The sequence below is a fragment of the Nonomuraea candida genome (assembly GCF_000725485.1).
GTDB lineage: Bacteria > Actinomycetota > Actinomycetes > Streptosporangiales > Streptosporangiaceae > Nonomuraea > Nonomuraea candida.
The window spans coordinates 124,247-137,420 of the sequence record NZ_JOAG01000037.1 but is presented as its reverse complement, the minus strand read 5'-3'; the positions used below and the strand labels follow the sequence as shown (position 1 = coordinate 137,420).

11 protein-coding genes are annotated in these 13,174 nt (G+C 72.7%); 5 read left to right on the top strand and 6 right to left on the bottom strand.

Features of this window, described 5'->3' with window-relative positions; translation table 11 throughout:
* Positions 1-105: 105 nt before the first annotated feature.
* From IO39_RS31815 to IO39_RS31800, 4 genes are read left to right on the top strand one after another with little or no spacing between them, the layout of a single operon-like run.
* Positions 106-1,806: a discoidin domain-containing protein gene (locus IO39_RS31815; RefSeq protein ID WP_043630725.1), complete on the top strand. Its 1,701-nt coding sequence runs from the start codon at positions 106-108 to the stop codon at positions 1,804-1,806.
* Positions 1,807-1,826: 20 nt separating this feature from the next.
* The gene (locus tag IO39_RS31810) at positions 1,827-2,681 is read left to right on the top strand and encodes a DUF1996 domain-containing protein (RefSeq protein ID WP_043630723.1); all 855 of its coding nucleotides are present in this window, start codon (positions 1,827-1,829) and stop codon (positions 2,679-2,681) included.
* Between the two features lie 57 nt (positions 2,682-2,738).
* Positions 2,739-3,272, top strand: a complete 534-nt coding sequence (locus IO39_RS31805; RefSeq protein ID WP_052423611.1) for a DUF305 domain-containing protein — start codon at positions 2,739-2,741, stop codon at positions 3,270-3,272.
* Positions 3,273-3,282: 10 nt separating this feature from the next.
* A complete protein-coding gene (locus IO39_RS31800; RefSeq protein WP_043630785.1) occupies positions 3,283-3,960 on the top strand; it encodes a phosphotransferase in 678 nt (225 codons plus the stop codon).
* 33 nt (positions 3,961-3,993) lie between these two features.
* Here IO39_RS31800 and IO39_RS31795 read toward each other — a convergent pair whose 3' ends face one another.
* From IO39_RS31795 to IO39_RS31770, 6 genes are all read right to left on the bottom strand, one after another.
* The gene (locus IO39_RS31795) at positions 3,994-4,785 is read right to left on the bottom strand and encodes an SDR family oxidoreductase (protein ID WP_245642421.1); all 792 of its coding nucleotides are present in this window, start codon (positions 4,783-4,785) and stop codon (positions 3,994-3,996) included.
* A 78-nt stretch (positions 4,786-4,863) separates the two neighbouring features.
* On the bottom strand, positions 4,864-5,484 hold the full coding sequence (locus IO39_RS31790; RefSeq protein WP_084773810.1) for a phosphotransferase: 621 nt from the start codon (positions 5,482-5,484) through the stop codon (positions 4,864-4,866).
* Entirely contained in the window at positions 5,481-6,212 is a 732-nt protein-coding gene (gene narI / locus IO39_RS31785) for a respiratory nitrate reductase subunit gamma (protein WP_043630717.1), read from the bottom strand. Before narI ends, IO39_RS31790 begins: the two co-directional genes overlap by 4 nt.
* Complete coding sequence (narJ, locus tag IO39_RS31780) at positions 6,209-6,763, bottom strand: nitrate reductase molybdenum cofactor assembly chaperone (protein ID WP_043630715.1); 555 nt, start codon at positions 6,761-6,763, stop codon at positions 6,209-6,211. Before narJ ends, narI begins: the two co-directional genes overlap by 4 nt.
* Positions 6,760-8,361 carry a nitrate reductase subunit beta gene (gene narH, locus IO39_RS31775; protein WP_043630711.1) on the bottom strand — a complete coding sequence of 534 codons (1,602 nt, stop codon included), beginning with the start codon at positions 8,359-8,361 and terminating at the stop codon, positions 6,760-6,762. Before narH ends, narJ begins: the two co-directional genes overlap by 4 nt.
* Complete coding sequence (locus IO39_RS31770) at positions 8,361-11,846, bottom strand: nitrate reductase subunit alpha (protein WP_043630710.1); 3,486 nt, start codon at positions 11,844-11,846, stop codon at positions 8,361-8,363. Before IO39_RS31770 ends, narH begins: the two co-directional genes overlap by 1 nt.
* Positions 11,847-11,891: 45 nt before the next feature.
* On the opposite strand from IO39_RS31770, the gene IO39_RS31765 reads away from it, so the two are divergent.
* Complete coding sequence (locus IO39_RS31765) at positions 11,892-13,061, top strand: MFS transporter (RefSeq protein ID WP_043630700.1); 1,170 nt, start codon at positions 11,892-11,894, stop codon at positions 13,059-13,061.
* The last annotated feature ends 113 nt before the right edge of the window (positions 13,062-13,174 follow it).

Here is a 13,174-nt window from a genome sequence, read left to right as displayed (position 1 = left end):
GTGGCGGGGAGGTTAACTCGTGTCTTGACAGGGGTTGTGGAGGCGAGGACCCTCCGTTTCAGGGAGCGCTCCCTCGAACCCTGCCCCCCGTTTGACGGAGACGTTGTGAGTACACTCCGCCGCCTGGCGACGTCCGTCGTCCTCCTGACCCTGCTGGCCCTGGCCCCGGCGCCGCCCGCCGGCGCCGCCGGCGCCGCCGACGTCCTGCTGTCCCAGGGCAGGCCCGCCACCGCCTCCTCCACCGAGAGCGCCGCCTTCCCGGCCTCCGCCGCCGTGGACGGCGCCGCGGGCACCCGCTGGTCCAGCGCCTTCTCCGATCCGCAGTGGATCCAGGTGGACCTGGGCGCCACCGCGGCCCTCGGCCGGGTGGAGCTGAGCTGGGAGGCGGCGTACGCCACCGCCTTCCAGGTGCAGGTGTCCACGGACGGCGCCGCCTGGAGCACCGTCCACACCACGGTCGCCGGCACCGGGGGGAACCAGACCCTGTCCGTGTCGGGCAGCGGCCGGTACGTCCGCGTCCACGGCACCCAGCGCGCCACCCAGTGGGGCTACAGCCTCTGGGAGTTCAAGGTCTACGGGACCGGCGGCGGCACCGGCGAGCGGCTGCTGTCGTACGGCAAGCCCGGCGTGGCCTCCAGCTCCCAGCACGACGCCAGCTGCTGGGAGTGCGTCCCGGCCAGGGCGTTCGACCTCGACCCCGCCAGCAGGTGGGCCACCGCCGCCTGGTCGGACCCGGGCTGGATCCACGTGGATCTGGGCGCCACCGCCCAGATCAGCAGGGTCGTGCTGCAATGGGACCCGGCCTACGCCCGCTCGTTCCAGATCCAGGCCTCACCCGACGCGAGCACCTGGACGACCGTCTACAGCACCACGACCGGCACCGGCTTCAAGCAGACGCTGAACGTCACCGGCTCCGGCCGCTACGTCCGCATGTACGGCACCCAGCGCGCCGGCCCCTACGGCTACAGCCTGTGGGAGTTCCAGGTGTACGGCACCGGCGGCAACCCCGTCGATCCGCCCGCCCCGCCCCGCGACCCCGCCGACCCGCCCGCCCTGGTCTGGAGCGACGAGTTCAACGGCCCGGCCGGCAGCAGGCCCGACGCCGCCAAGTGGCGGGCCGACCCCGGCACCGGGCCCAACAACGAGCTGGAGTACTACACCGACCACGCCAACGCCGCCATGGACGGCCAGGGACACCTGGTCATGGAGGCCCGCAAGCAGGCCACCCCCGGCTCCGCGTGCCCGCGCGACCCGCTGACCGGCAGCACCACCTGCCAGTACACCTCCGCCCGGATGAACACCGGCACCAAGTTCCACTTCACCTACGGCCGGGTCGAGGCCCGGATCAGGGTGCCGAAGGGGAACGGGCTGTGGCCGGCGTTCTGGATGATGGGGGCCGACTTCCTGACGGGCAGGCCGTGGCCGTACAACGGCGAGATCGACATCATGGAGGTGCTCGGCAAGGACGTGAAGACGTCGTACTCGACCGTGCACGCGCCCGCCTACCACGGGGGCGGCGGCATCGGGGCGCCGTACACGCTGCCGGACGGGGCCGACTTCTCCGACGGCTTCCACGTCTGGGCCGCCTCCTGGGACAGCAGGGGCATCGTCTACTCGCTCGACGGCCGGACGGTGTTCACGATCAGCAAGGAGCAGGTGGAGCGGACCCGCGGCCCCTGGATCTTCGACCACCCCTTCTACATCATCCTCAACCTCGCCGTCGGCGGCGACTGGCCGGGGCCGCCGGACGCCGCCACGCCGTTCCCGTCCCGCATGCTCGTCGACTACGTGCGGGTCTACCAGTGAGCGCCGTCGAAGGAGCCGCCATGCGTCTGTTAGCGCTGTTGTCCCTGCTGTTCGGCACGTTCGCGGTGGCCGCGCCGCGTCCGGCCGACGCCCAGGCCGCCCAGGCCGCCCAGGTCGTCCGGGTGGCGGAGTTCCTCGCCGACTGCCCGTTCAGCCACCGCCTGCCCGACGACCCGATCATCTTCCCCGGCCTGCCGGGCGCCTCCCACATGCACAGCTTCTTCGGCAGCCGCGTCACCAACGCCCACACCCAGCTCAACGACCTGCTGAACGGCGCCACGAACTGCAACCCGGCCGTGGACAAGTCGTCGTACTGGGTGCCGACCCTCTACCGGGACAACCAGCCGGTGGAGCCGGCCATCGTGACGTTCTACTACCTCGGCGAAGGGGTGCGGGACGACATCATCGCCAGGATCCAGCCGCTGCCGCTGGGCCTGCGGATCGTGGCGGGCAACGCCCGGGCGACCGGGCCGGACCACACGACGATCTCCCGGTGGTCCTGCCTGCACGCCGGTCACGTGGGGGCCTCCAAGGACTTCGTCACCTGCCCGTCGGGCACGATGCTGGAGTCGTACCTGGACTTCCCGCAGTGCTGGAACGGGCGGGACCTGGACTCCGCCGACCACAAGAGCCACATGGCCTACCCGGTCGCGGGGGCCTGCCCGAGCACGCATCCCGTGCCGGTGCCGAAGCTGCGCCAGGTGATCCGTTACCCGGTGAGCGGCGATCCCGCGCGCCTGCGGCTGTCGTCCGGGGGCGGGTTCACGATGCACGGCGACTTCTTCAACGCCTGGCCGGCCGCGGAGATGGAGCGCCGGGTGCGGGACTGCATCCGGCCGATCATCAAGTGCGGCGCCGACGGGCGTCCTTCGTAGATCCTCGCGGGGGCGGGCTCTCCCGCCCCCGCCCTTGTCGGCCGGGAGGTGCCGCCCGTGCGGTGGGTGCTCGCGATGGTGCTGGTGGCGGTCCTGCTGGGCTGCGCGGCGAAGGAGGAGCCCCCCGGGGCGACGGCTCCGGCCGCCGGGGTGTTCACGACCACCGACGTGGCGTGGCTGCAGCTCGCCGACGCGCTGCACACGCGGGCGCTGCCGATGCTGGGGCTGGCGCGCGAGCGGGCGGGCAGCCGGTCGCTGGCCGATCTCGCGGCCCGGCTCGGCCGGGCGCACCGCACGGGCCGGGAGCGGCTGCGGGCCCTGCTCGTACGGGCCCGCGTCACCGGCGAGAACCCGCACACCACGCACGACATGCCCGGCATGCCCACGGCCCGGGAGCTGAAGGCGCTGGCCGAGCTGCGCGGCGTCGCCTTCGACCGGCGCTTCACCGCGCTGTCGCGGGCCTACCTGGAGCAGCTCGTGCTGGTGGCCGAGGGCGAGCGCGCCTCCGGCGGCGCGGCCGAGGCCCGCGCCCTGGCCGCCGAGATGTCCCGCGCGCACGCCGCCGAGCTGCGCGAGCTGACCGCCGCGTAGGTTGGGGGTCATGGAGATCGGGGAGCTGGTGGGGGCCGGGCGCAGCGCGGAGGTCTACGCGATCGGCGGCGGGCGCGTGGTGCGCCGCTACCGGGCCGGCATGGACCCGGGCCCCGAGCTCGCGATCATGGCGTACGTGGCCGCGCACGGCTACCCCGTCCCCGAGGTCTACCCCGCCGAGAGCGGCGCCGCCACCGGCCTGGTGATGGGGCGGCTGCGGGGGCCGACGATGCTGGCGGCGCTGACCACGGGGGAGGTCGGCGCCGGGGAGGCCGGCCGCACGCTGGCGGCGCTGCTGCGGCGGCTGCACGAGATCCCGGCCCGCGTGTCGGGTGACCCCGGTGATCGCATCCTGCACCTGGACCTGCATCCGGACAACGTGATGCTGACGCCGGGCGGGCCCGTGGTGATCGACTGGTCCAACGCCGGCGAGGGGCCGCCCGCGCTGGACTGCGGCATGTCGGCGCTGATCGTCGCCCAGGTGGCCGTGGGCGGGGAGCCCGGGCTCGCCGAAGGGGCGCGTGCGGTGCTCGCCGCGCTGGTCGCGGAGCTGGGCGACGACCTCGACCCCGGCGAGCCGCTCGACCGGGCCAGGGCCCGCCGGGGCGCCGACCGGGGGCTCACCGCGCGCGAGGTGGCGCTCCTGGACGACGCGGTGGCCCTGGTGAGACACCTGCGCACTGCCTGAGAGAAGGCCTCCCCGGCGGCCGGGCCGGGCGCGTCAGTGCCAGGCGCCTCTGGCGGCGGCCTCGCGGGCGTAGTCCTCGAACGGCCTGGGCGGCCGGCCCGTCACCTCGCGCACCGTGTCCGCCACCGGCTGGTCGCCGAGGGCGCGCAGCGCGCCGAACGCCTTGGCCGCCTGGATCGACTGCCCGGAGAAGCCGTGCGCGGCGATGTAGTCCTCGTCGCCGCCCAGGTAACGCACCTCCCGGCCGATCGACCGGCCGATGATCTCCACGGCCTCGCCGAACGAGAGCGAGTCCGGCCCGGTGAGCTCGTACGTGCGCCCGGCGTGCCCGTCCCCGGTCAGGGCCGCGGCGGCGACGGCGGCGATGTCGCCGGTGTCCACGAACGCCTGGCGCACGTCCCCGAGCGGCATCAGCACCTCGCCGGACAAGATCGCCGGCCGGAAGGGGCCCTCGTCGAAGTTCTGGTGGAACCAGCTCGACCGCAGGATCGTCCACGCGGCGCCGCTGTCGCGCACCGCGCGCTCGGCCGCGAGCAGGCGCTCGTCGCCCATGACCTCGGCGGCCGAGCCGGACAGCAGCACCACGCGCTCGGCCCCGCGCGCCACGGCCAGCGACACGAACGCCGGATCGACCGGGGTGCCGTCGGGGGCCGTGACGTACACGGCCGACGCGCCGGCCACGGCCGCCTCCCAGGTGCCGGGCTCGGACCAGTCGAACGGGGTCTCGCCGCGACGGGAGGCGGCGCGTACGGGATGGCCCTGGGCGCGCAGCGTCTCGGCCACGCGGCGGCCGGTGGAGCCGGTGGCCCCGAGTACAAGGATCACCTGGTCAGACCTGCCCGCGGCCGGGCAAAGCGCACCGGCGGAACGCGTCAAGGAGCCGCGTCGAATCACCCCTGGGCCTCACTCCGTCCAGGCCGCCGTGGCGTCCACGCGCTCGCGCCACACCTTCTCCCCGCCCCCGCCCGGCTCCCACCGGCCGCAGAAGTCGAGCAGGTCGCGGCAGCGCGCCACCATGGCCGCCTGCCGGTCGGCCCAGGAGGGGACGGGCTCGCCGTACGCGGCGAAGAAGTGCGTCAGCAGCGGCACGTGCTCGGGGTGGTGCGTGCGCACGATCCACTCCACCCAGGCCAGGTCCTCCACCGGCCGGCCCGGGTGGGCCCACTCCCAGTCGAGGATGGCGGCCGTCTCGAACGTGTCGGGGTGGAACAACATGTTCTGCGGGCCGTAGTCGCCGTGCACGATGCCGAGCCGGTGGATGCGGGCCAGCATGCGCCCGCACTCGGTCAGCACCTCCACCGCCCGCCCGTCGTCGAGGAGGTCCTGACCGTGGGAGCCGTCGACGAAGCGGGTCGTCAGGCTCGTGGAGGTGACCTGGTGGACGCGGGGGACCGGGAGGCGGCCGCGCAGCCGGCGCAGGTATCTGCTCTCCGTGCTCAGCCTGAACGCCGCCTCGGGACCCTCATAGCACTTCACGACCAGGGCGCCGTCGCCGAAGGTGCTGTTGGTGTACCCGTGCTTCACAAGGGTCGATTCTGGCGCACGCGCCCCCATCCCGGGCGCCGCGGCGCGCCATCCGAGCGGCTCCGATACACGATGTAAGGACGGAACAAATAGCCCAACGGGGCGGAAAGTGCGTGGACCAAGCGGCTGAACGGGAAGAGTACGAACAGCGCCATCCCGATGAGCGTGTGCAGTTTGTAAAGACCGCTCGCGTGCCCCATCGCCTCCACGTCCGGTCGCAGCGCGAACACGCTGCGGAACCAGGGCGCGACCGTGGTCCGGTAGCTGACCTCGCTGGGCACGAACCCCGCCACCGTCGTCACCACGCCCGCCACGATCGAGGCCGCCAGCACGAGGTACATCACCTTGTCGTTGACCGTGGTCGCCAGGAACACCGGCCCGTTGGTGCGCCGCCGGTAGATCAGCAGGGCCAGCGCCACCAGGGTGGCCACGCCGGCCAGGCCGCCCCAGATGAGCGCGTTGGCGTGGTAGGTCTCGTTGGACACGCCGACGGCGTCGGTCCAGGAGATCGGGATGAGCAGGCCGGTCACGTGGCCGACGATCACGAAGATCAGCGCGTAGTGGAACAGCGGGCTGGCCACCCGCAGCAGCGGGCTCTCGTAGAGCTGCGACGAGCGGGTGGTCCAGCCGAACTTGTCGTACCTGTAGCGCCAGATCAGCCCGCCCACGAAGATCACCAGGGTGACGTACGGGGTGACCGTCCACAGCAGGCTCTCGGCGTAGCTCACCGGTAGACCCCCACGCTCTCGGCCGGCGGGCCCGCCGCGGCCAGGCGGGCGGCCCTGTCCCGGTCGGCGGCCGTGGCCGGGGGCAGGCCGTCGCAGACCGCGCCGACCACGTCCGCGTACGGCGACCCGCGCTCGGCCAGCGCGGCGCGCAGCAGTTCGAGCCCGGCCCGGTGCTCCCGGAGCAGGGCGACGCCCGCGGGGTCGAGGGCGGCGAACTCCAGCAGCACCGGCAGGAAGTCGGGCAGCTCGTCCTCCAGCAGCTCCCACCCCGCGGCCCGGTAGCGGGCCTTCAGCGCGGCCAGCGACTCGCCGCGGCGGCGGGTGTCGCCGTCGGTGTAGTAGGTCAGGTAGAGGCAGCAGCGCCGCTGCAGGTCGAACGTCTCCACGTAGTGCGCGGCCAGCTCGCCGGGCCCGAGCGCGGCGGCCCGGGCGAGGAACGCGCCGAAGTGCGGCGCGGCGGCCTCCTCGATGAGCGGCAGCCGGCGCCAGAACCGCTCGTCGGGGTAGGCGAGCAGGTGGGCGGCGGCCTGCCAGAGCACTGCCGGGGTCATGAGCTCCTCCTTCTCGGCGGGAACAGGCCCGCGGGCGTGCCGCGGCCGTCCCAGTTGAGGAGGTTCACCCGGTCGCGGGTGACCTCGTCGCTGGTCTGGCGCTCCTTGAGGCCGTGGAAGTTCTCGATCGAGACCGGCACCGGGCGGCCCGACGCCTCGCCGAACGGGCCCTGCATGCCGGGCCCGCCGTCGTAGTCGAGGCTGCAGCCGCCCTCCTCGACGACGCCGGGCACGTTGCCGTACGCGGTCGGGATCACGTAACGCTCGTCGTACCTGGCCAGGGCGAGCAGCCGGTACATCGCGGCCAGGTCGTCCTCCGGCAGGCCCACGTCCGGGAGCACGGGCTGCTCGCCGAGGTTGACCGCCCGCATGTACGACCGCATCGCCGCCAGCCGGCGCAGCGCGTCCGTCACCGGCGCGGGGTCGCCCGCGGTGAACAGCTCGGCCAGGTAACCGATGGGGATGCGCAGCGCGTCGATGGCGGCGAACAGGTTCGCCGCCGCCTCACCGTCGTGGCCGGTGGTCGACAGGGCGTCCACGACCGGCGAGAGCGGCGGGACGTACCAGACCATGGGCAGGGTGCGGTACTCCGGATGCAAGGGGAGCGCGATCCGGTATCTGACGATCAGGTCGTAGAGGGGCGACCTGCGCGCCGCCTCCAGCCAGTCGGCCGGCAGGCCGGCGCTCTCGGCCGCCGGGGAGTGCGGGTCGACGAAGAGGCCGAGCTGCGCTTCGTACAGGTCCCGCTCGTCCGGCACCGAGGCGGCCTCGGTGACGCGGTCGGCGTCGTACAGCAGCACGCCGAGGTAGCGCAGGCGGCCCACGCAGGTCTCCGAGCAGACCGTCGGCAGCCCCACCTCCACCCGGGGATAGCAGAACGTGCACTTCTCGGCCTTGCCGGTCTTGTGGTTGAAGTACACCTTCTTGTACGGGCACCCCGTCACGCACATCCGCCACCCCCGGCACCGGTCCTGGTCGACCAGCACGATGCCGTCCTCGGCCCGCTTGTAGAGCGCGCCCGACGGGCAGGAGGCCACGCAGGAGGGGTTGAGGCAGTGCTCGCAGATGCGCGGCAGGTAGAACATGTACGCCTGCTCGAACTCCATCCTGACCTGCTCCGACAGCCGCTCCAGCACCGGGTCGGGCGTCGGGTCGCCGCCGAGGTCGTCGTCCCAGTTCGCGCTCCAGCCGATCTTCACCGGTTCGCCGCTGATCAGCGACCTGGGCGCGGCGACGGGCACGTCGCCGGAGAGCGGGGCGGTGGTGAGCGTCTCGTAGTCGTAGGTCCAGGGCTCGTAGTAGTCCTGGATCGAGGGCATCAGCGGGTTGGCGAAGATGGTCGCCAGCTTGCGCAGGCGGCCGCCGGCCCGGGGCGTGAGCCGCCCCCGGCGGGTCAGCCGCCAGCCGCCCCGCCAGCGCCCCTGGTCCTCGTAACGCCGGGGATAGCCCTGGCCGGGGCGGGTCTCGACGTTGTTGAACCAGACATATTCCACGCCCGGCCGGTTGGTCCAGGTCTGCTTGCAGGTGACCGAGCAGGTGTGGCAGCCGATGCACTTGTCGAGGTTCATCACCATGGCGATCTGGGCCATGACCTTCATCAGTACCGCACCTCCTGTGACCTGCGCCGGATGGTGGTGATCTCGTCGCGCTGGCTGCCCGTGGGGCCCAGGTAGTTGAAGCCGAACGAGAGCTGGGCGTGGCCGCCGATCAGGTGCGTGGGCTTGATGAGCACCCGGGTCAGGGCGTTGTGGATGCCGCCCCTGAGGCCGGTGGTCTCCGAGACGGGCACGTCGATGAGGCGGTCCTGGGCGTGGTACATGTAGACCGTGCCCCGCGGCATGCGGTGCGAGACGATCGCCCGGGCCACGACCACGCCGTTCCTGTTGACCGCCTCCACCCAGTCGTTGTCGGCGATGCCCAGCTCGGCGGCGTCCTCGGTGGACATCCAGATCGTGGGGCCGCCCCGCGACAGCGACAGCATCAGCAGGTTGTCCTGATATTCGGAGTGGATCGACCACTTGCTGTGCGGGGTCAGGTAGCGCAGGGTGCCGGTCTCGCCGTACAACGCGGCCAGGTCGAGCGGGGGCCGGTAGATGGGCAGCGCCTCGCCGTACTCGTGCATCCAGTCGTGGTCGAGGTAGAAGTGCATGCGGCCGGTCAGCGTGTGCCAGGGCTTGCCGTGCTCGACGTTGATCGTGAACGGCGAGTAGCGCCGCTCGTGCGACTCCTTGCCCGACCACTCCGGGCTGGCCGCCACGTGCGTCGGCCTGGCCTGCGTGTCGCCGAAGACGATGCGGTGCCCCGGGTCGGTGAGGCCGTCGAAGGCGTTGCCCGTGCGCCGGGCGAGCTGGTCGAAGCCCTGGACGGCCAGCCGGCCGTTGCTCACCCCCGACAGCGCCAGGATCGTCTCGCACGCCTTGGGCGCGGTGTCGAGCTCGGGCCTGCCCTTGGCCACGCCGCGCGGCACCAGGCCGCACCGCCGGCCCAGCCAGGCCACCTCCTCGTCCGGCAGGAACGTCACGCCCTTGACCGGGATGCCCAGCCGCTCGGTCAGCGGGCCCAGGGCCGCCAGCTTCTCCGCCGTGGCCGGATAGTCGCGCTCCACCACCTTCAGCCCCGGCTGCCCCCTTCCGGCGATCTCGCCGGGCGTGTCGTGCTGGTGCGCCACCGCCACCACGTCCCTGCGCACGCCCAGGTGGTCCGTGGCCAGGGTGCTGAAGGCGCGGGCGATGGCGTGGAAGGCGGCGAAGTCGGTCCTGGTCTCCCAGGGCGGGTTGATCGCCGGGTTGAAGGCGTGCACGAACGGGTGCAGGTCGGTGGAGGAGAGGTCGTACTTCTCGTACCAGGTGGCGGCCGGGAGCACGATGTCGGAGAAGACCGTGGAGCTGGTCATCCTGAAGTCCAGGGTGACCAGCAGGTCCAGCTTGCCGCGCGGCGCCTCCGGGTCGGGGGCGGGCAGGTTGGACTCCGTGCCGAGGAGGTGGTGCAGGAAGTACTCGTTGCCCTTGGCGGAGGAGCCCAGCAGGTTCGAGCGCCAGAGGGTGAGCACCCGGGGCCAGTTGCGGGGGTCGTCCGGGTTCTCGGCGGCGAACTTCAGCCGGCCCGCCGCCAGCTCGGCCCGGGTGTGGGCGACGGGGTCGTCGGCGTCGCCCAGCTCCAGCGGGTTGCGGTCGAAGGCGGGCGACATCGGCATCCAGCCGTTGCGCACCGACTCCGCCACCAGGTCGGCGGTGTGCCTGCCGCGGAACTCGCCCCTGGCCAGCGGGCTGGCCAGGGCGCCGGCGTCGAAGTGGTCGTAGCGCCACTGGTCGGTGTGCAGGTACCAGAACGGGGTGCCGGGCACCTGCCTGGGCGGCCGGGACCAGTCGAGCGCGCCCGCCAGGAGCTGCCAGCCGGCCAGCGGGCGGCACTTCTCCTGGCCGACGTAGTGGGCCCAGCCGCCGCCGTTGCGGCCCTGGCAGCCGGTCAGCAGCAGGAGCGTCAGGAAGGCGCGGTAGATCGTGTCGCCGTGGAACCACTGCGCGGCCCCCGCGCCCAGGATGAACATGCACCTGCCCCGGGTGGCCTCGGCCGTCCTGGCGAACTCCCTGACGATCTTGACGGCCCGGTCGGCCGGCACGCCGGTGATCGGCTCCTGCCAGGCGGGGGTGTAGGGCTGGCCGGGGTCGTCGTGGGGCCAGGCGCCGGGCAGGCCGGGGCGGTGGACGCCGTACTGGGCCAGGAGGAGGTCGTAGACGGTGGTGACCGTGCGGCCGGCGACCACGGCCGTGGGCACGCCCCGGCGGATGGAGTGGCCGCCGTCGAAGCGGGGGAGCAGGACCTCGGCCGGGGCGCCGCCGTACACGGTGAGCTTCGGCGTGACGTCCAGGTTGAGGTTCCAGCGGCCCGCGCCCGAGTCGGTCCAGCGGAAGCCGACCGAGCCGTTCGGCACGACCGGCGTGCCGTCCTCCGCCAGCAGCACGGTCTTCCACTCGGCGGCCTCCTCCTGCGAGCCGAGGTCCGCGGCCGTGAGGAACCTGCCGGGCACATGCGCGCCCTCGCGCTCCTCCAGCGTGACCAGGAACGGCAGGTCGGTGTAGCGCCTGACGTAGTCGGTGAAGTAGGGGGTCTCGCGCTCGACGAAGAACTCCTTCAGCAGCACGTGCCCCATGGCCATGGCCAGCGCGCCGTCCGTGCCGGGCCGCACGGCCAGGAACTCGTCGGCGAACTTGACCGCGTCGCTGTAGTCGGGGGAGACCACCACGACCTTCTGGCCCCGGTAGCGGGCCTCGGTCATCCAGTGCGCGTCGGGGGTGCGGGTGACCGGCACGTTCGAGCCCCACAACATCAGGTACGCCGCGTCCCACCAGTCCGCCGACTCCGGCACGTCGGTCTGGTCGCCGAAGACCTGGGGCGAGGCCACCGGTAGGTCGGCGTACCAGTCGTAGAAGGAGAGCATGGTGCCGCCGATGAGCGACACGAAGCGGGCGCCGACGGCGTGGGAGACCATCGACATGGCGGGGATGGGGGAGAAGCCGGCGACGCGGTCGGGGCCGTAGGTCTTGATGGTGTGGACGTGGGCGGCGGCGATCATCTCGGTGGCCAGGTCCCACGGGACGCGGACGAGGCCGCCGTGGCCGCGGGCCTCCTGGTATCTTCGCCGCTTCTCCGGATCTGCCGTGATGTCGGCCCAGGCGGCCACCGGGTCGCCGAGCCGCCGCTTTGCCTCGGCGTACAGCTCGACCAGCACGCCCCTGGCGTACGGGTAGCGGACCCGGGTCGGCGAGTAGGTGTACCAGGAGAAGGCGGCGCCGCGCGGGCAGCCGCGCGGCTCGTACTCCGGGCGGTCGGGGCCGACGCTGGGGTAGTCGGTCTCCTGCGTCTCCCACGTGATGATGCCGTCCTTGACGTAGACCTTCCACGAGCACGAGCCCGTGCAGTTCACGCCGTGCGTGGACCTGACCACCTTGTCGTGGCTCCACCGGTCGCGATAGAAGGCGTCGCCCTCCGTGCCGCCCTTCAGGAAGAGGGTGTGCAGGTCGCCGCTGGTGGCCGAGCGGCGCAGGAAGCGGCCGGTCCTGAGCAGGAGGTCTTCGGCGGTCATACCCCCACTTCATCACAGAAGGTGACCCTCTGTTACACAGGGTGTATGTCTGAGCTTCGTAAAGGTCAGGTGCGGAACCTGGGGCTGGCCACGCTCGCCTTCGCCGTGACGTTCTGGGCGTGGAACCTCATCGGGCCGCTCTCGGGCAGCTACAGCAGGCGGCTGCACCTGTCGCCGACGCAGACCGCGCTGCTCGTGGCGATCCCGGTGCTGGTCGGCTCGCTCGGACGGATCCCGGTCGGCGTGCTGGCCGACCGGCTCGGCGGGCGGCGCATGTTCGCGATCATCTGCTTCGTGTCGATCGTGCCGGTGCTCTTCGTCGGCTGGTCCGACTCCTACGGCTGGCTGCTGTTCTGGGGCTTCCTGCTGGGCATCCCCGGCACGTCGTTCGCGATCGGCATCCCGTTCGTCAACGCCTGGTACGAGCCCGAACGCCGCGGCTTCGCCACCGGGGTCTTCGGCGCGGGCATGGGCGGCACGGCGCTGTCGGCGTTCTTCACCCCCCGCCTGGTCGAGGAGTTCGGCCGGCCCCAGGCGCACGTGCTCATGGCGGCGATGCTGGCGCTCATGGGCATGATCATGATCGGCGGCAGCCGGAACTCGCCCCGCTGGACCCCCGCCACCGGCTCCGCCCTGCCCCGCATGCGGGAGGCCGTGAAGATCAAGGCGACCTGGCAGTGCGCCTTCCTGTACGCGGTGGCCTTCGGCGGATTCGTGGCCTTCTCCACCTACCTGCCCACGCTGCTGCAGACCGTCTACCACTTCGCCCAGACCGACGCCGGGCTGCGCACGGCCGGGTTCTCCATCGCCGCCGTGCTGTCCCGGCCGCTCGGCGGCGCCCTCTCCGACCGGGTCGGGCCGGTCAAGGTGCTGCTCGCCTCCTTCCTGGGCACCGCGGTGATGGCGCTCGTCCTGGCGCTGCGGCCGCCGGTCGAGGTGCCCGCCGGGGTGAGCTTCGTGCTCATGGCCTTCTTCCTCGGGCTGGGCACCGGGGGCGTGTTCGCGCTGGTGGCCCGGCTGGTGGAGGCGTCCAGGGTGGGCACCGTGACCGGGCTGGTGGGTGCCGCCGGCGGGCTCGGCGGATACTTCCCGCCGCTGGTGATGGGGACCGTGTACGCGGCGACGGGGGCGTACACGATCGGGTACGTGCTGCTCGCCGTCACGGCGGTGGTGGCGCTGGCGTACACACTGCGCGCCTTCCGCACCCTCCCCTGAGACCGGCCCGCGCGTGGTGCGCGCCCTCGCCATTCTCCCCCTGGGGCCGGCTGGCGTGTGGTGTGCGCCCTCGCCATTCTCCCCCTGGGGCCGGCTGGCGTGTGGTGTGCGCC